We start from the raw sequence: 16,847 nt of genomic DNA, 5'->3' as shown, positions 1-16,847 counted from the left end.
GTGTTTGCTGGCCATCTGGCTGTCGTTGGCGCTTGGGCCGGTAAGCTTGCCGTTGTTCGACACCTTGCGTGCAGCCCTGCGGCTGGTGGGTGTGCCGATCGCGTCCGACGGACTGGAGCAGGCCGAGCTGATCCTCGGGCAGATTCGCTTGCCGCGAACCTTGTTGGGTTTGGCCGTGGGGGGTGTATTGGCACTGTCCGGCGTGGCGATGCAAGGGTTGTTTCGAAATCCCCTGGCCGATCCGGGGTTGGTCGGCGTCTCCAGCGGTGCGGCATTGGGCGCGGCGATCGCGATTGTCGGTGGCTCGGTATTCGGCGGACTGCCTGAATCCTTCGGGCCTTATCTGTTATCGCTGTGCGCGTTTCTCGGCGGGTTGGGCGTGACCGCGTTGGTGTATCGACTGGGCCGGCGCAACGGGCAGACCAATGTCGCGACCATGCTGCTGGCCGGTATTGCGTTGACTGCGCTGGCCGGTTCCGCCGTGGGGCTGTTCACCTATCTGGCGGATGACGCGACGCTGCGCACCCTGACGTTCTGGAACCTGGGCAGCCTCAATGGCGCCAGCTATTCGCGACTTTGGCCGTTGCTGCTGATCAGTGCCGGCGTGGCGTTGTGGCTGCCGCGGCGGGCCAAGGCCTTGAATGCGTTGTTGCTGGGGGAGTCGGAGGCCGGACACCTGGGCATCGACGTCGAAGGGCTCAAGCGCGAATTGGTGTTTTGCACGGCGTTGGGTGTAGGTGCTGCGGTGGCTGCGGCGGGGATGATCGGGTTTGTGGGGCTGGTGGTGCCGCATCTGGTGCGATTGCTGGCGGGCCCCGATCATCGTGTGCTGTTGCCAGCGTCAGTATTGGCGGGGGCCAGTCTTTTGTTGTTTGCCGATCTGGTGGCGCGACTGGCCCTGGCGCCGGCTGAATTGCCGATCGGGATCGTCACGGCTTTCATCGGTGCGCCGTTCTTCCTGTATTTATTGCTCAGAGGGCGTGCCTGATGTTGCGAACGCAAAATCTGCAAATCCGTCGAGGCCGAAAGATTGTCCTGACGGACATCACGCTTGAGCTCAAGCCGGGCGAAGTCCTCGGTGTGCTGGGACCTAACGGGGCCGGTAAAAGCACCTTGCTCGCCGCCTTGTGCGGTGAGTTGCATGCCGATCACGGCAGTGTCTGGCTTGACGACCGTGAATTGAATCAATGGGCCGGGACGCTGAGAGCGCAGCGCTTGGCAGTATTGCCGCAGGTCTCGACCCTGGACTTCGCCTTTCGTGTCGAAGAAGTGGTCGGCATGGGTCGCTTGCCGCATCAAAGCGGCCGGGTTCGCGATGACGAGATTGTTGCCGCCGCATTGCACGCTGCCGATGCCGGGCATTTGAGTGGCCGCAGCTATCTGGCCTTGTCCGGTGGCGAACGTCAGCGGGTGCATCTGGCGCGGGTTCTGGCGCAGCTCTGGCCGGGCGAAGCGGGGCAAACGTTGTTGCTCGATGAACCAACGTCGATGCTCGACCCGCTTCATCAGCACACCACGTTGCAAGCCGTACGCGAGTTCGCCAATCGCGGCGCGGCGGTGCTGGTGATCCTGCATGATCTGAACCTGGCAGCGCGCTATTGCGATCGCCTGTTGCTGCTCGAAGGCGGGCGCCCTGTGGCACTCGATACGCCGGAGCAGGTGTTGCGCCCGGAACCACTCAAGGCTGTGTTCGGGCTGGAAGTGCTGGTGCAGCGGCACCCGGAGCGTGGGCATCCGCTGATCATCGCCCGCTGAGTTTTTTATGGAGTGAAAACATGCGTGGGGTTTTGATACTGGTCTTGCTGTTGCTGAGTGCCTGTCAGCATGTTTCGACTCCGCCGCCGGTTGTCGGCGAGATTCGGGACTTGCGCAGCGGTCAGACCCTCACGGCAGAGGAACTGGTTGCGCGGTTGGAGACGCCTTCACGGCTGATCGTGGGTGAGCAACATGACAATCGCGATCACCATGAACTGCAGTTGTGGTTATTGCAGTCGCTGGGCGAACGGCGAGCTCAAGGCAGTCTGCTGCTGGAAATGCTCACGCCGGATCAACAGCCGCGTGTCGATGATGTTCGTCACGCCTCGACACCACCGGCGGATTTGCCCGGTGCATTAGCCTGGCAGTCGGGTTGGGACTGGAATCTGTACGGGCCGATCGTTCGTTTTGCCCTGACCCAGCAATACCCGCTGCTGGCAGCCAATCTGGACACGCTTGAAGTCCGTGCCGTTTACGCCAATCCCCCGACATTGAGTGGATCGCGCTCCAACGCTGCTTCAGTCAAGGACGAGTTGCTGAAGCAAGTCAGCGACTCCCACTGTGGCCTGCTGCCAAAGTCGCAGATGCCGGCGATGCTGGCGGTCCAGCAGCAACGTGACCGACGGATGGCCGAACGCTTGCTGGCTGCGCCTGCGCCTTCGCTGCTGTTTGCCGGCGCTTACCATACGCGCAAGGATGTCGGCGTGCCGATTCATGTGCTTGATCTGGGAGAACCCCAGGCGCCTATGGTGTTGATGCTGGCGGAGCAGGGTAGCGAGGTCACACCGGCCATGGCTGATTACGTCTGGTACACACCTGCCACACCGCCCCAGGATTACTGCGCGCAAATGCGTAAACAATTTGGCAAGTGATCGAACGACTTTTCTCCAGGCAAAAAAAGACCCGGCAAGAGCCGGGTCAAATAACCGTGATTAGCCTGATGAGGAGATATCTGAGAGTCCGAACCAAGGGCTTTTCAAATATCGACCAGTCTCGCGACCAGTTGTGATAATCATAGCGATTCTCATTACCAAGTCAACCGCTGATTTCTCAATTACTTGAAATGCGCTGTCCGTTCACTGGAAGCGCCCGTAATCATTGGGTTTCAGCCTGTGCGGTTGCGCGAGTTCATCAGAATGATCTGCTTATTCAGCAGGTCGATATGTCGGGCCATGCTCGCAATCAGGCTATGGGCGATCTTCGGATTGCTTTGGGTCAGGCTGAGAAACTGGTCCTTGGGGATCAGCATGACAGTGCTGGGTTCGCTGGTGATCACGCTGGCGTTACGCTTCTCGCCAGTGAACACCGCCATGGCGCCGAAAATCTCGTCCTTGGGTATATCGCCGACTTTATGCCCGTCGACAAAGGCTTCGGCGTGGCCATCAATGATGACGAACACCTGATCCGGTTCATCGCCCTGACGGATCAACACTTTGCCACTGGCCACGCGCTGAAAACCATTGGTGCTTCGAAACTCAGGTTGTTTCAGGCGGGCGAGTGCATCGGACAGCAGGGCGGACTGACCGGCCATGTATTGAAGGAACAGCTCTGAACGCTCCGGGTCGGCATAGATATGCTGAAACACCTCGGATCGCAGGTAAGGCGTCAATGCCAGCGGGCTGTCGCTGCGAAAGCGGCAGCGTGGCAGCTCCGTGCCCTGGCGCAAGCCGATCAGATCTCCCTCGTGCAGATAGAACAATGCCCGCTCGTCGATGCATCCATGCAGCAGGCCATTGTCCAGCACAAACAGTTGATCGCCGGGTAACAGGACGGCCAGATCATCGACGGCTGAAAATTCCAGGCTCGGTCCGCAGGGCATCAAACCTTCCAGCAGCCGGACGGGAATATGTTGCAGTTGGTTGATCAGCGCGTCGGCGTAAGCCGGTTGTTCCCCAAGTAGGTACATGGCTGCTGCGTCCGTTCAGTTCTTGTGACGTGACGAGATAGCTTCCAGCTGTTTGTTCAAGGCGTCCTTGCGCTCGGCGGGAATGTCGTTCCAGTGCACATCCATCAGGGCACCTTCGATGGCATACAACAACACCTTGGACGCCCGAAACCCGCGCGTGCGCACGGCCCGATAAGCATCCACCGCTCCCAGGCGACGCAAGTCCGAGGCGCTGTGGATGCCCACGGCATGCAGCCATTGCGCCGACGTCTTGCCAAGATTCTTCAGGTGCTGCAGTTCATCATTCATCAAGCCTCCTTGCGACGGCCGAACGGTGCGTGGGCGAGCTTCTCAGGAGTGTAGCCATCAGTAGGAAAAGCGTGATTGTTTGGTCGGTTTCGACGCAAAAGCTTCTAAGAAGCGAAGTCCCGAAGCTGGGTGAAAGTCTGCGAGTGCGGTAGGAAGAGAAGGGGGTGGAATCAGGTTTTCGGGCAAACCATGCCCAGCGTTCAGCGCAAAGCGGGGGCGCCGAACGGGTCAGTTAAAGGTCGCATTTAGTGGGTGCGATAACGCAGGCGCGTACCGAAATTCATCGACATCAGGATCTCGTCAGCACTCAGCTCTGGCGGGAAGTAGGCGCCGGAGATCTGTGCGTGAGCCAGGCTCGCGCCTTCCAGGGAGGCGTTGCGAAAGTCGATGCCGCGCAAGTCGGCGGAGCGGAAATAGGCATCGGTAAAGTCGATGCCGTCGGCGTTCAGTTCACGCAGGTCCAGCCCCCGGAAATCGCCACCGACCATGTCGATAGGTCCGTCTTTGGGGCGCTCGTTGTTGAAACCTGTGATGTTGTCTTTGTGCAATAACGCATAAAGCGGGGTGTCGAGAAGTTTCGGCTGGCTCATGTCACATCACCTGTTGGTTTTATGACGCCAGTATAGTGCCACTATTTGACAGCCGTGAAGCCGACGAAGGCTTCACGGCTGAAATAGTTTCTTACAGACCCGGCAGGCGCTGGCGAATCTGTGCAACGACTGTGTCGAGGGTTCCGCTTTCATTGGTCTGAACGCGTTTGCTGCAGAGAATCTCTTCGGGCGTCAGGGCCTCGCGAGTGGCTTGCTGGGCTTCGATCACGGCCAGGTTGGCGTCGGACGGGTCCTTTTTGTCTGCCTGACGCAGGGCCAGCCAGCTCTCGATCACTGCTTGCGGCGCATTGCAATCGAGGATCAGGAATGGCGCGCCGGTGGCTTCGGCGATTTTCGCTGCGCCGTCACGCTGGTCGCGCTTGAGGTAAGTCGCATCGATCACCACCGGGAAACCAGCACGCAGGATCACCGCGGCAACTTCATGCAGGCGGGTGTAAGTGGCGGCGCTGGCGTCGGCGCTATAGATGCCGGCCTGAGGGTCGTTTGGCACGGTTTGCTCGCCGAACAGACGTTTGCGCTCTACATCGGAACGCAGGCGAATGGCGCCCAACGCTTCCACCAGACGCATGGCCACGTGGCTCTTGCCGACGGCAGAAACACCGTGGGTGATGGCCATGAAGCGCGAAGGAATGGTGCTGTAGCTTTCCGCCAGGTTGGCGTAATTGCGGTACTGGCGCAGGGTGGTGGCTCGCTGCACCGGGTCGGCCTCGGCCGGCATGCTGAACAGGCTGACCTTGGCGCGAACCAGTGCGCGATAGGCTTTATAGAAGTTCAGCAACTCAAGGCCCTGGTAATCGCCGGTCAGTTCCAGGTATTGGCTGATGAAACGACGCGCCAGGCTCTTCAGGCCGCGGTCCTCCAGGTCCATCGCGAGGAAGCCAGTGTCGGCATAAACGTCGGTGAAACGGAACGGTTCGTTGAACTCGATGCAGTCGAAGATCACGACCTTGCCGTCGATCACGGTGGCGTTGCCCAGGTGGATGTCCCCGTGGCATTCGCGGATGAAACCTTCGGCCTTGCGCTGAGCGAACAGTGGCTTGAGGCGTTCGAAGCTGCTTTCGGCCCAGGCTTGAAGCGCATCCAGTTGCAGCAGATCGGCCTTATCGCTGAGGAACGGACGGATCTGTTCGAAGTTCTGGCGTACCGGCGCCATCACGCTGTCCGGCGTGCCGGCGTCGTGTTCGGCAGGCACTTTCGGTGCGCTGAGGTGGAATTGGGCGATCTGCGCGGCCATCTCGTCGATGTGCGCAGTGGTCAATTCACCATTGGCTTGTAGGGTGCTGAGTAACCCGCTCTGTGGGAATTGACGCATTTTCAGTGCGTAATCGACGACCGGACCCTCGCCACCCAGTTGTGGGGTCTCGGCGCTGCCGGTGATTGGCAACACTTCGAGATACAAATCGTTGGTCAGGCGCTGGTTAAGACGCAGCTCTTCTCCGCAAAAATGCTTGCGGGCATCGAGGTTGGTGAAATCCAGGAAGCCAAAATTCACGGGCTTCTTCACTTTATAAGCAAAGGGGCCAGTGAGGATTACCCAGGAAATATGGGTTTCGATGACCTGGAACCCGTCTACGGGATGCGGGTAGAGGGCCGGGTTTTGCAGGGCAGCGATCAGGGACTGGCTCACAGGCGATCCTTCAGAGTCTGGGGAAAATTCACGGCCGTCATTATGGCTGCAAGTCCGTCTGACGCAAACCTCGGAGGGCTCCTGTTGAGTATGAGTAAAGTGCGTATAATCCGCCGCCATGACTCGTACTCGATCCCCCCGCACCCCCAAAAAACCACCTTCCAAGGGCCTGCGCCCCTGGCTGGGCTGGGCTCTTAAACTCAGTCTGGTCGGCCTTGTGGTGCTGGCCGGGTTCGCGGTTTACCTCGACGCGATCGTCCAGGAGAAGTTCTCCGGCAAGCGCTGGACCATTCCGGCCAAGGTGTACGCGCGCCCGCTGGAGCTGTTCGTCGGACAAAAGCTCAGCAAGGACGACTTTCTGACCGAACTCGATGCCTTGGGCTATCGACGCGAAAGCGTGAGCAATGGACCCGGCGCGGCGGCGGTCAGCGGCAATACCGTCGACTTGAATACCCGTGGCTTCCAGTTCTATGAAGGCATGGAGCAAGCGCAACCAGTACGGGTGCGTTTCTCTGGCGACTACGTGGCCGAACTTTCGGCGACCAACGGTTCGAAACTCTCTGTGGTGCGGTTGGAACCGCTACTGATTGGCGGGATTTACCCGAAAAATCTCGAAGATCGCATTTTGATCAAAATTGATCAGGTTCCGCCGTATTTGCTGGAAACTCTGGTCGCTGTGGAAGACCGGGATTTCTACAGCCACTGGGGCGTGTCGCCCAAGTCGATTGCCCGAGCTATCTATGTCAACACCTCTGGCGGCAAGATGACCCAGGGTGGCAGTACGCTGACGCAACAATTGGTCAAGAACTTTTACCTGACCAGCGAACGCAGCCTGACCCGTAAACTCACCGAAGCCATGATGGCGATGTTGCTTGAGCTGCATTACGACAAACGAGAAATTCTTGAGGCTTACCTCAATGAAGTGTTCGTCGGTCAGGATGGGCAGCGCGCGGTGCACGGTTTCGGCTTGGCAAGCCAGTTTTTCTTCGGGCAGCCGTTGTCTGAACTGAAGCTGCATCAAGTCGCGATGCTGGTGGGCATGGTCAAGGGGCCGTCCTATTACAACCCTCGTCGCAACCCTGAGCGGGCGCTTGAACGGCGCAATCTCGTGCTCGATGTACTTGAGCAACAAGGTGTTGCCACCGCCGATCAGGTCGCTGCTGCGAAGAAAATGCCACTGGGTGTGACGACTCGCGGCAAGCTGGCGGACAGCTCGTTCCCCGGCTTCCTCGACCTGGTCAAGCGTCAGCTGCGCGAAGACTATCGCGACGAAGACTTGACCGAAGAAGGTCTGAGGATCTTCACCAGTTTCGACCCGATCCTGCAGATGAAAGCCGAGGCGTCGGTCAACGACACCTTCAAGAGACTCTCCGGGCGCAAGGGTTCGGATGAGGTTGAAGCGGCCATGGTCGTGACCAACCCGGAAACCGGTGAAGTCCAGGCTATGATCGGCAGTCGTCAGGCCAGTTTTGCCGGCTTCAACCGTGCGCTGGATGCTGTACGACCAATCGGCTCTTTGATCAAACCGGCGGTTTATCTGACAGCCCTTGAGAAACCAAGCCAGTACACATTGACCAGTTGGCTGTCGGACGATTCCTTCTCGGTCAAAGGTGCGGACGGTCAAGTCTGGAAACCGCAGAACTACGATCGCCGTTCCCATGGCACCGTGTTCCTGTATCAGGGCCTGGCGCATTCCTACAACCTGTCGACCGCGCGTCTCGGGTTGGCGGTGGGCGTGCCGAATGTCCTGAAGACCCTGGCGCGTCTCGGCGTGAATCGTGAATTCCCGGCGTTCCCGTCGATGTTGCTGGGCGCTGGCGGTCTGACCCCGATCGAAGTGGCGACCATGTACCAGACCCTGGCCAATGGTGGCTTCAATACGCCGATGCGCGGGATCCGTAGCGTATTGACCGCTGAAGGCGAACCGCTCAAGCGTTATCCGTTCCAGATTCAGCAACGTTTCGATCCGGCCTCCATTTACCTGATCCAGAGCGCCATGCAGCGGGTGATGCGTGAAGGTACCGGCAGTTCTGTTTACAACGTATTGCCGAAAACCCTGACCCTGGCCGGCAAGACCGGTACCAGTAACGATTCGCGGGACAGCTGGTTCGCCGGTTTCAGTCAGGACCTGCTGGCAGTGGTCTGGCTGGGGCGCGATGATAATGGCAAGACGCCGTTCACTGGTGCCACCGGTGCGCTGCAGGTCTGGACCAGTTTCATGCGCAAGGCCGATCCGTTGCCGCTGGACATGCCGCAGCCAGACAACATTGTTCAGGCCTGGGTCGATTCGCGTACCGGGCAAGGCTCTGATGCCAACTGCCCAGGTGCGGTGCAGATGCCGTATATTCGCGGCAGCGAACCGCCTCCCGGTGCTGCTTGCGGTGGCGAAAGCCCTGTTTCCGGCGAAACGGTGATGGATTGGGTCAAGGGCTGGATGAATTAAGCAAAGAGGGTTTCAAGTGAACAAGTGGTTGATTCCAGCGGTTACCGCCGTGGCTTTGCTCAGCGGTTGCTCCTCCGTACAACGCGGTTCGATTCCGGTTGTGGATTCCGGTAGCGCCGTTTCGAACAGTGAACGGATTTCGGCGAATGGCGGTTTCCGTCAGACGACGACTAAACGTCCTGCGCAAGCCCAGACTCAGGCGATTCCACAAGGTGATACCGGCGTCGTCGTGATGGTGCCAGGTGGTGGCGCAGTGACGTCGGCACCGATCAGCACTGCGCCGATCACACCAGGCCCGATCACCCCAGGGCCGATCGATACTTCGCCGGTTCAGTCGGCACCGGTCAATCAGGGCAGCTACAGCATGCCGTCGACGCCGAGCGGGATTCCTTCGGCGAACTCCGGCGGCTTGTCTGCCGACGAGCAATTGGACGGTCCGGTTCTGGCCTTGCTGACTACCGCTCAGCAGCAACAGGCGAGCGGTGATCTCAACGGTGCTTCTTCCAGTCTCGAGCGCGCCCAGCGTGTTGCGCCGCGTGAGCCGCAAGTGCTTTATCGTCTGGCTCAGGTGCGCATGGCTCAAGGCGATGCGCCACAAGCCGAGCAGTTTGCTCGTCGTGGCCTGACCTTCGCCAATGGTCGTCCGGCACTTCAGGCCAGCCTGTGGGAATTGATCGCTCAGGCGCGTGAGAAACAGGGTGATTCCGCTGGCGCAACATTGGCCCGTCAAAAGGCAAAGGTTTCGCTGTGATGGATGCGCGCTTTCCGAAGATTGCCGAACAGTTGCTGTTGATCGAGCGCGAGCTGCGGGTTCAGGGGTGGTGGGACGAGGTCTCGCCCTCCGCCGAAGCGCTTTCCAGTGTCGAACCCTTCTCGGTCGATACGCTGGATTTCGAGCAGTGGCTGCAATGGATCTTCCTTCCGCGGATGAAGGTGATCCTCGAGCAGGATCTGCCCTTGCCAAACGCTTCGGGAATTCAGGAAATGGCCGAAATGGTCTTCGCCGCCCGTAATGTTCAGGGCAAGGACCGGCAGTTGCAGGTGCTGCTCAAAGAGTTTGATCTGCTGATCACCGCCTCCCGCTAACGCCGATCCGTTGTAGGAGCCGAGCTTGCTCGGCTCCTACAGGTGTCTACTGGCAGTTTTCCGCAATCTGTTTCTGTGCTTCGCTAATGCGCTCCTGACGTTGCTGGTCGGTCAGGCGGCGCATCTCGCCTTCGACATCCTCCCGTATTCGCGGATTGTTCTGCAGTTGAGCCAGGTTCGTTCGCGCCTGCTCGCAGAACACCTTTAGCTGGGCTTGCTGCTCGGCGACCTGCTTTTTCACTTTATTGTCGATGGCCCGTTGATCGCCAATGGCACCGCTGCGTGGCGGCGGGGGCTGGTTGCCAGCAGGCGGGGAGGGCGTGACCACGGTGGTGGCTTCCTGGCCTTGCGGCGGCTGTGCGTCAAAGTGGGTTACACCCTGGGCGTCGACCCATTTGTAGATCTGAGCGGCCATGCACAAAGGGCTGATGCCAATCAGCAGGCTGGCGGTCAGGAAAAACGTTCGCATGCCATTTCCTTGTATTGGGTTGCGCAATTGAAGCTAACACAGTTGCTGTTTAGCGGTTTTTTCTTGCTTTCTCATGTGCTTAGTTCAATAAAGCACATAGACGACTTGACTTGGAGAGGACGAAACAGAAGAATCCAAAGTCCGCTGTAGAGGGACTGCCAGAAGCAGGCCCGCTCAGCAGATCATGAGGCGCACATCCGCGCCGACCTGTTACACCCGCAACGCGTTACCTCGCGCTGGGTGGGAAAGGCCCGCAACACTTGGGACGATCCCAATACTTGCTCAGTCAGTGCTGACGTAGTCGGCGACCACCGTCGCTCATGCTCTGCTGAGAAGTAAACCTATTAAGACCCGTCCTCTTTTATGTGGGCGGTATTCTGGCGTTTTAGAGGTGAACAACGTGGAGCTTTTATCTGGCGGTGAGATGCTCGTCCGCTTTTTGCGTGACGAAGGCGTCAAATATATCTACGGGTACCCGGGTGGTGCTCTTCTTCATGTTTACGATGCCCTGTTCAAAGAACCGGAAGTGACCCACATCCTGGTTCGTCACGAACAAGCGGCTACCCATATGGCTGACGGCTATGCCCGTGCCACCGGTAAAGCCGGCGTGGTACTGGTGACTTCCGGTCCTGGCGCAACCAATGCCATCACTGGTATCGCCACCGCCTACATGGACTCCATTCCGATGGTGGTCATTTCCGGCCAGGTGCCTAGCAACATGGTGGGCACCGATGCGTTCCAGGAAACCGACATGATCGGTATCTCCCGGCCGATCGTGAAGCACAGCTTCATGATCAAGCACGCGTCGGAAATCCCTGAAGTCATGAAGAAAGCGTTCTACCTGGCGCAATCCGGTCGTCCGGGCCCGGTCGTTGTCGATATCCCGAAAGACATGACCAACCCTGCCGAGAAGTTCGAATACATCTTCCCGAAAAAAGCCAAGCTGCGTTCCTACAGCCCGGCCGTTCGCGGTCACTCCGGGCAGATCCGCAAGGCGGCAGAAATGCTCCTGGCGGCCAAGCGTCCTGTGATGTACGCAGGCGGCGGCGTGATTCTCGGTGGTGGCTCCGCGCCGCTGACCGAATTGGCGAAGATGCTCAACCTGCCAGTGACCAATACCCTGATGGGGCTGGGTGCCTACCCTGGCACCGACCGTCAGTTCATCGGCATGCTCGGCATGCACGGCAGCTACACCGCTAACCTGGCGATGCACCATGCCGATGTGATCCTTGCAGTCGGCGCTCGTTTCGATGACCGCGTGATCAACGGCCCGGCCAAGTTCTGCCCGAATGCCAAGATCATTCACATCGACATCGACCCGGCTTCGATTTCCAAGACCATCAAGGCAGACGTGCCTATCGTCGGTCCGGTCGAAAGTGTCCTGACCGAGATGGTCGCGATCCTCAAGGAAATCGGCGAGACCCCGAACAAGGAGTCCGTTGCCAGCTGGTGGAAGCAAGTTGATGAGTGGCGCGGTGACCGCGGTCTGTTCCCTTACGACAAGGGTGACGGCAGCGTCATCAAACCGCAGACCGTGATCGAAACCCTGTGCGAAGTCACCAAGGGCGATGCCTTTGTTGCCTCCGACGTGGGCCAGCACCAAATGTTTGCGGCGCAGTACTACACGTTCAACAAGCCGAACCGCTGGATCAACTCCGGTGGCCTGGGCACCATGGGCTTCGGTTTTCCGGCGGCCATGGGCATCAAGCTGAGCTTCCCGGATGACGACGTCGTCTGCGTGACGGGCGAAGGCAGTATCCAGATGAACATTCAGGAACTGTCCACCTGTCTGCAATATGGCTTGCCGGTGAAAATCGTCATCCTGAACAACGGCGTTTTGGGTATGGTTCGCCAGTGGCAAGACATGAGTTACGGAAGCCGTCACTCGCACTCCTACATGGAATCGCTGCCTGACTTCGTCAAGCTGGCAGAGGCCTATGGTCACGTTGGCGTGCGCATCACCGACTCGAAAGATTTGAAGTCGAAGATGGAGGAAGCGTTCGCCATGAAGGATCGCTTGGTGGTGCTCGACATTTCGGTCGACACCAGCGAGCACGTCTACCCGATGCAGATCAAAGACGGCTCCATGCGCGATATGTGGCTGAGCAAGACGGAGCGTACATAATCATGCGGCACATTATTTCCTTGCTTCTGGAAAACGAACCGGGCGCTCTGTCTCGTGTAGTCGGCCTGTTCTCGCAGCGCAACTACAACATCGAAAGCCTGACTGTGGCACCTACCGAAGACCCGACCCTGTCGCGTCTGACGCTGACCACGGTTGGCCACGATGAAGTCATCGAGCAGATCACCAAGAACCTGAACAAGCTGATCGAAGTGGTCAAACTGGTCGACCTGTCGGAGAGTGCTCACATCGAGCGCGAACTGATGCTGGTCAAGGTCAAGGCCACCGGTGCCCAGCGCGCCGAGATCAAACGCACTACCGATATTTATCGTGGGCAGATCGTTGACGTCAGCGCTAGCGTGTATACCGTTCAATTGACCGGTACCAGCGACAAGCTCGACAGCTTCATTCAGTCCATTGGCACCGCCTCGATTCTGGAAACCGTCCGCAGCGGCGTAACCGGTATTGCCCGCGGCGACAAAGTACTCAGCATCTAAACCAAATTAGCGAATGGCCTGAACGGCCTGGATATATAGGGGAATTTCATGAAAGTTTATTACGAAAAAGACTGCGACCTGTCGATCATCCAGGGCAAGAAAGTTGCCATCATCGGTTACGGTTCCCAGGGCCACGCTCAAGCGTGCAACCTGAAAGACTCCGGCGTTGACGTGACTGTTGGTCTGCGTAAAGGTTCGGCCACTGTTGCCAAAGCCGAAGCTCACGGCCTGAAAGTGACCGACGTTGCTTCCGCTGTTGCGGCTGCCGACCTGGTCATGATCCTGACCCCGGACGAGTTCCAGTCCGCTCTGTACAAGAACGAAATCGAGCCGAACATCAAGAAAGGCGCCACCCTGGCCTTCTCCCACGGCTTCGCGATCCACTACAACCAGGTTGTTCCGCGCGCTGACCTCGACGTGATCATGATCGCGCCGAAAGCTCCGGGCCACACCGTGCGTTCCGAGTTCGTCAAAGGCGGCGGTATTCCTGATCTGATCGCTATCTACCAGGATGCTTCCGGCAACGCCAAAAACGTTGCACTGTCCTACGCTGCTGGCGTTGGTGGCGGTCGTACCGGCATCATCGAAACCACCTTCAAGGACGAGACTGAAACCGACCTGTTCGGCGAACAAGCCGTTCTGTGCGGCGGTACCGTTGAACTGGTTAAAGCCGGTTTCGAAACCCTGGTTGAAGCTGGCTACGCGCCGGAAATGGCCTACTTCGAATGCCTGCACGAACTGAAACTGATCGTTGACCTCATGTACGAAGGCGGTATCGCCAACATGAACTACTCGATCTCCAACAATGCTGAATACGGCGAGTACGTGACCGGTCCGGAAGTGATCAACGCCGAATCCCGTCAGGCCATGCGCAACGCCCTGAAACGTATTCAGGACGGCGAATACGCCAAGATGTTCATCAGCGAAGGCGCTACCGGCTATCCTTCGATGACCGCCAAGCGTCGTAACAACGCCGCTCACGGTATCGAAATCATCGGCGAGCAACTGCGCTCCATGATGCCGTGGATCGGTGCCAACAAGATCGTCGACAAAGCTAAAAACTAAGTCGCGCACTTGTACGAAAAACGCGGCCTAGGCCGCGTTTTTTCGTTTGGGTGACTGGTTCTGGTATAAAGCTGCATCGTTTGCGGCCGAACCGTCGTCCCAGACACCTGTCCAAACTTTCCACCCCGTTGCAAGGTAATGTCCATGAGCGAACGTCCCGAAGAGCCAAACCAGGCTTCTGACGCCGAAAGCCTGCTGCCCATTGATGAACACATCGAGGAAGGGCATGACGCTGAAGGTCGTAAAGTCCGGCATCGTGGTATCTATCTTCTGCCGAATCTGTTTACCACTGCGAATCTGTTCGCAGGGTTTTATTCCATCATCAACTCGATGAGCGCCCAGAGCGCCTTGAGTGCCGGTGATTCGATTGGTGCGAGCAAGTATTTTGCTTTTGCAGCGATCGCGATTTTTGTCGCGATGGTGCTCGACGGCCTCGATGGTCGCGTTGCCCGTATGACCAATACCCAGAGCGCCTTCGGTGCCGAGTACGACTCGCTGTCCGACATGGTCGCCTTTGGTGTTGCTCCGGCATTGTTGGCATTCGGTTGGGCCTTGGGCGACATGGGTAAGGTCGGCTGGATGGTTGCCTTCATTTATGTAGCTGGCGCGGCGTTGCGTCTGGCACGTTTCAATACCCAGGTCGGCACTGCAGACAAGCGCTACTTCATCGGTCTGGCCAGTCCGGCTGCTGCTGGTGTGGTCGCAGGCATTGTCTGGGCGTTCAGTGATTACGGCATTCAGGGTTCGAAGATGTCATTCCTGGTTGCGCTGATGGTCGCTGCCGCCGGCATGCTGATGGTCAGCAACATCAAGTACAACAGCTTCAAGGAGCTGGATCTGAAAGGGCGTGTACCTTTCGTGGCCATCCTCGCGGTGGTGTTGGTGTTTGCCGTAGTATTCAGTGATCCGCCGCGCATCCTGCTGCTGGTTTTCCTCGCTTATGCAGCCTCTGGCCCGGTTCAATATCTGTTACGTCTTCGTCGGCACAAAAACGCTTAGCTTCCCTCATACTCCGCAGTCTATTGGTGCATCTGTTCTCCAATGCTGCGGAGTTGCCATGCTGATCAAAGTCCCCAAAACGTCTGACTGTCATGAGTCGGACGTCACGCCTGAATCCTTCTATCTATCTCGTCGCAATGTTCTCGGTGCCGCCGTCGCCGGCTTGGCCGTGAGCAGCCTGCCGCGTTGGGCGGCTGCGGATGACGCTGCGCGTTATGCGGATGTTCAGCCTGGCAAGGCGCCTTCCTGGTTTGCCGAAAAACTTCCTTCTACCAAGTGGGGGGCGGTCAACGTCAAGGATGAGGCAATCACTCCATTCAAGGATGCGACCCATTACAACAACTTCTACGAGTTCGGCACCGATAAAGGTGATCCAGCCGCCAACGCCGGCGCGCTGAAAACCGAGCCTTGGAGTGTGGTGGTGGACGGGGAGGTGGGCAAGCCGGGACGGTACGCACTGGAAGACTTCATGAAGCCTTATCAGTTGGAGGAGCGCATCTACCGTCTTCGCTGTGTAGAGGCTTGGTCGATGGTGATTCCATGGATCGGATTTCCCATCTCGGCCCTGCTCAAGGAAGTCGAGCCGACGTCCAAAGCCAAATTCATTCGCTTCGAAACCCTGGAAGATCCCAAGAGCATGCCCGGGCAACGCTCCGGTTTTGCCTTGATTGACTGGCCTTATGTGGAAGGGCTCCGCCTGGATGAGGCGATGAACCCGTTGGCGATTCTTGCCGTGGGTATGTACGGGCGGGAGTTGCCGAATCAGAACGGCGCGCCTCTGCGTTTGGTGGTGCCGTGGAAATACGGCTTCAAGAGCATCAAATCCATCGTGCGGATCAGTCTGGTGAGTGAGCAGCCGAAAACCACCTGGCAGAGCATTGCCTCGGATGAGTATGGTTTTTATGCGAACGTAAATCCTGCGGTCGACCATCCGCGTTGGACTCAGGCACGTGAGAGGCGTTTACCGAGTGGATTGTTCAAGCCCAATGTGCGGGACACGCAGATGTTCAATGGCTACTCGGATGAAGTCGCCTCTCTATATACAGGGCTCGATTTGCGGAAGAACTACTAATGCGATTTCCGTTTTGGCGAATTGGCGTCTTTGTAGCTGCTGCGGTCTGGCCGCTGCTTTGGTTGTATCAGGCCTGGGAGGATGTGCTGGGGCCTGATCCGGGCAAGGTGCTGGTTGACCGGTTGGGGCTGGGGACGCTTGTCCTGCTGCTCATTACGTTAAGCATGACACCTGTGCAGAAGCTTACCGGTTGGGCAGGGTGGATTGCTGTCCGGCGGCAACTGGGGTTGTGGTGCTTCGCTTATGTGGTTTTGCATTTGAGTGGGTATGCGGCGTTCATCCTCGGCTTTGATTGGTCGCAGTTGGGTGTCGAGTTGCGTAAACGGCCGTACATTATTGTCGGGACGCTTGGGTTTCTGTGTTTGTTGGCCTTGGCGGTGACCTCAAATCGCTATAGCCAGCGGCGTTTGGGTTCTAGCTGGAAGAAACTACATCGTCTTGCCTATGTGGTTCTCGGGCTTGGATTGCTGCATATGTTGTGGATCGTGCGCGCTGATCTTAAGGAGTGGGTGGTTTACGCCTCTATAGGTGCATTGCTATTAGTGTTGCGACTACCCCCGGTAACCCGCCGAATCCCACGATTAATAGCCAACAAGACACCTTCTGCACGAAAAGCGTAATTAAGGGTTGACGGCAGATTCAGGAAGTCTATAATTCGCCCCACTTCCGGCGCAGTCGAAACGGAAAACTCCTTGGTAAACAATGAGTTATGCAGTTTTCGACAGCGAGTTGCTTCAGGTCATCGAAGCCCAGAAGGAGCCGGTCAGGCAGGGTGGTTTGGCTTGATTGACGATTCGATCTTCTCGGTCGAAAGCGGAACAAAAGAGGTGTTGACAGCAGCGAGTAACGCTGTAGAATTCGCCTCCCGCTAACGAGAGATCGCAAGCGCAAGTGGTTGAAGTTGCAA

Annotated in this window: 17 protein-coding genes; 12 read left to right on the top strand and 5 right to left on the bottom strand. The window is 58.0% G+C overall.

Going from position 1 to position 16,847, the window contains the following annotated elements; all coding sequences use genetic code 11:
- Nucleotides 1–4: 4 nt before the first annotated feature.
- The 3 genes from KGB23_RS27620 to KGB23_RS27610 are packed head-to-tail and all read left to right on the top strand — an operon-like array spanning nucleotide 5 to nucleotide 2,627.
- Nucleotides 5–988 (top strand): FecCD family ABC transporter permease, encoded by a 984-nt coding sequence (locus tag KGB23_RS27620; RefSeq protein ID WP_223433350.1) that lies wholly within the window; start codon nucleotides 5–7, stop codon nucleotides 986–988.
- Nucleotides 988–1,755 (top strand): heme ABC transporter ATP-binding protein, encoded by a 768-nt coding sequence (locus KGB23_RS27615; RefSeq protein WP_223433340.1) that lies wholly within the window; start codon nucleotides 988–990, stop codon nucleotides 1,753–1,755. Before KGB23_RS27620 ends, KGB23_RS27615 begins: the two co-directional genes overlap by 1 nt.
- A gap of 20 nt (nucleotides 1,756–1,775) precedes the next feature.
- Nucleotides 1,776–2,627 (top strand): ChaN family lipoprotein, encoded by an 852-nt coding sequence (locus tag KGB23_RS27610; RefSeq protein WP_223433339.1) that lies wholly within the window; start codon nucleotides 1,776–1,778, stop codon nucleotides 2,625–2,627.
- A 233-nt stretch (nucleotides 2,628–2,860) separates the two neighbouring features.
- Here the strand turns inward: KGB23_RS27610 and KGB23_RS27605 are convergent, their stop codons facing one another.
- The 4 genes from KGB23_RS27605 to KGB23_RS27590 form a co-directional block, all read right to left on the bottom strand.
- Nucleotides 2,861–3,661, bottom strand: a complete 801-nt coding sequence (locus tag KGB23_RS27605; protein WP_223433338.1) for a Crp/Fnr family transcriptional regulator — start codon at nucleotides 3,659–3,661, stop codon at nucleotides 2,861–2,863.
- 15 nt (nucleotides 3,662–3,676) lie between these two features.
- Nucleotides 3,677–3,949 carry a TfoX/Sxy family protein gene (locus tag KGB23_RS27600; RefSeq protein WP_003228231.1) on the bottom strand — a complete coding sequence of 91 codons (273 nt, stop codon included), beginning with the start codon at nucleotides 3,947–3,949 and terminating at the stop codon, nucleotides 3,677–3,679.
- 245 nt (nucleotides 3,950–4,194) lie between these two features.
- Nucleotides 4,195–4,539 carry a pentapeptide repeat-containing protein gene (locus tag KGB23_RS27595; protein WP_223433337.1) on the bottom strand — a complete coding sequence of 115 codons (345 nt, stop codon included), beginning with the start codon at nucleotides 4,537–4,539 and terminating at the stop codon, nucleotides 4,195–4,197.
- Between the two features lie 91 nt (nucleotides 4,540–4,630).
- Nucleotides 4,631–6,187 (bottom strand): AAA family ATPase, encoded by a 1,557-nt coding sequence (locus KGB23_RS27590; RefSeq protein WP_223433336.1) that lies wholly within the window; start codon nucleotides 6,185–6,187, stop codon nucleotides 4,631–4,633.
- A gap of 118 nt (nucleotides 6,188–6,305) precedes the next feature.
- On the opposite strand from KGB23_RS27590, the gene mrcB reads away from it, so the two are divergent.
- From mrcB to KGB23_RS27575, 3 genes are read left to right on the top strand one after another with little or no spacing between them, the layout of a single operon-like run.
- On the top strand, nucleotides 6,306–8,630 hold the full coding sequence (gene mrcB / locus KGB23_RS27585; RefSeq protein WP_223433335.1) for a penicillin-binding protein 1B: 2,325 nt from the start codon (nucleotides 6,306–6,308) through the stop codon (nucleotides 8,628–8,630).
- A 16-nt stretch (nucleotides 8,631–8,646) separates the two neighbouring features.
- Nucleotides 8,647–9,381 (top strand): tetratricopeptide repeat protein, encoded by a 735-nt coding sequence (locus tag KGB23_RS27580; protein WP_223433334.1) that lies wholly within the window; start codon nucleotides 8,647–8,649, stop codon nucleotides 9,379–9,381.
- Entirely contained in the window at nucleotides 9,381–9,716 is a 336-nt protein-coding gene (locus KGB23_RS27575) for a YqcC family protein (protein WP_033054374.1), read from the top strand. The genes KGB23_RS27580 and KGB23_RS27575 overlap by 1 nt, the downstream gene beginning before the upstream one ends.
- 46 nt (nucleotides 9,717–9,762) lie before the next feature.
- Here the strand turns inward: KGB23_RS27575 and KGB23_RS27570 are convergent, their stop codons facing one another.
- Entirely contained in the window at nucleotides 9,763–10,185 is a 423-nt protein-coding gene (locus tag KGB23_RS27570; protein WP_223433333.1) for a DUF4124 domain-containing protein, read from the bottom strand.
- Nucleotides 10,186–10,585: 400 nt separating this feature from the next.
- On the opposite strand from KGB23_RS27570, the gene KGB23_RS27565 reads away from it, so the two are divergent.
- The 6 genes from KGB23_RS27565 to msrQ all read left to right on the top strand — a co-directional run bounded on the left by KGB23_RS27565 (nucleotide 10,586) and on the right by msrQ (nucleotide 16,560).
- Nucleotides 10,586–12,310: an acetolactate synthase 3 large subunit gene (locus KGB23_RS27565; protein ID WP_046049403.1), complete on the top strand. Its 1,725-nt coding sequence runs from the start codon at nucleotides 10,586–10,588 to the stop codon at nucleotides 12,308–12,310.
- A gap of 2 nt (nucleotides 12,311–12,312) precedes the next feature.
- On the top strand, nucleotides 12,313–12,804 hold the full coding sequence (gene ilvN / locus KGB23_RS27560; RefSeq protein ID WP_003176102.1) for an acetolactate synthase small subunit: 492 nt from the start codon (nucleotides 12,313–12,315) through the stop codon (nucleotides 12,802–12,804).
- Nucleotides 12,805–12,852: 48 nt separating this feature from the next.
- Entirely contained in the window at nucleotides 12,853–13,869 is a 1,017-nt protein-coding gene (gene ilvC / locus KGB23_RS27555) for a ketol-acid reductoisomerase (RefSeq protein ID WP_007948647.1), read from the top strand.
- Nucleotides 13,870–14,013: 144 nt separating this feature from the next.
- Nucleotides 14,014–14,868, top strand: coding sequence for a CDP-diacylglycerol--serine O-phosphatidyltransferase (gene pssA / locus KGB23_RS27550; protein ID WP_008156794.1), 855 nt, complete (start codon nucleotides 14,014–14,016; stop codon nucleotides 14,866–14,868).
- Between the two features lie 58 nt (nucleotides 14,869–14,926).
- A complete protein-coding gene (gene msrP / locus KGB23_RS27545) occupies nucleotides 14,927–15,940 on the top strand; it encodes a protein-methionine-sulfoxide reductase catalytic subunit MsrP (RefSeq protein ID WP_223433332.1) in 1,014 nt (337 codons plus the stop codon).
- Nucleotides 15,940–16,560, top strand: a complete 621-nt coding sequence (gene msrQ, locus KGB23_RS27540; RefSeq protein WP_223433331.1) for a protein-methionine-sulfoxide reductase heme-binding subunit MsrQ — start codon at nucleotides 15,940–15,942, stop codon at nucleotides 16,558–16,560. Before msrP ends, msrQ begins: the two co-directional genes overlap by 1 nt.
- Nucleotides 16,561–16,847: the final 287 nt, after the last annotated feature.

The sequence above is a fragment of the Pseudomonas sp. GL-B-26 genome, assembly GCF_019947405.1.
Classification (GTDB): Bacteria; Pseudomonadota; Gammaproteobacteria; order Pseudomonadales; family Pseudomonadaceae; genus Aquipseudomonas.
Note: the sequence above shows the minus strand (reverse complement) of the source record. Positions and strands in the feature narration are given on the sequence as shown.

Excerpts from the sequence above, each read along its gene's own strand:
- mrcB (WP_223433335.1), top strand. The coding sequence starts at position 6,306 with ATGACTCGTACTCGATCCCCCCGCACCCCCAAAAAACCACCTTCCAAG.
- ilvN (WP_003176102.1), top strand. The coding sequence starts at position 12,313 with ATGCGGCACATTATTTCCTTGCTTCTGGAAAACGAACCGGGCGCTCTG.
- KGB23_RS27575 (WP_033054374.1), top strand. The coding sequence starts at position 9,381 with ATGGATGCGCGCTTTCCGAAGATTGCCGAACAGTTGCTGTTGATCGAG.
- msrP (WP_223433332.1), top strand. The coding sequence starts at position 14,927 with ATGCTGATCAAAGTCCCCAAAACGTCTGACTGTCATGAGTCGGACGTC.
- KGB23_RS27570 (WP_223433333.1), bottom strand. The coding sequence starts at position 10,185 with ATGCGAACGTTTTTCCTGACCGCCAGCCTGCTGATTGGCATCAGCCCT.
- KGB23_RS27600 (WP_003228231.1), bottom strand. The coding sequence starts at position 3,949 with ATGAATGATGAACTGCAGCACCTGAAGAATCTTGGCAAGACGTCGGCG.
- KGB23_RS27605 (WP_223433338.1), bottom strand. The coding sequence starts at position 3,661 with ATGTACCTACTTGGGGAACAACCGGCTTACGCCGACGCGCTGATCAAC.
- ilvC (WP_007948647.1), top strand. The coding sequence starts at position 12,853 with ATGAAAGTTTATTACGAAAAAGACTGCGACCTGTCGATCATCCAGGGC.
- KGB23_RS27615 (WP_223433340.1), top strand. The coding sequence starts at position 988 with ATGTTGCGAACGCAAAATCTGCAAATCCGTCGAGGCCGAAAGATTGTC.
- KGB23_RS27610 (WP_223433339.1), top strand. The coding sequence starts at position 1,776 with ATGCGTGGGGTTTTGATACTGGTCTTGCTGTTGCTGAGTGCCTGTCAG.
- KGB23_RS27595 (WP_223433337.1), bottom strand. The coding sequence starts at position 4,539 with ATGAGCCAGCCGAAACTTCTCGACACCCCGCTTTATGCGTTATTGCAC.
- pssA (WP_008156794.1), top strand. The coding sequence starts at position 14,014 with ATGAGCGAACGTCCCGAAGAGCCAAACCAGGCTTCTGACGCCGAAAGC.
- msrQ (WP_223433331.1), top strand. The coding sequence starts at position 15,940 with ATGCGATTTCCGTTTTGGCGAATTGGCGTCTTTGTAGCTGCTGCGGTC.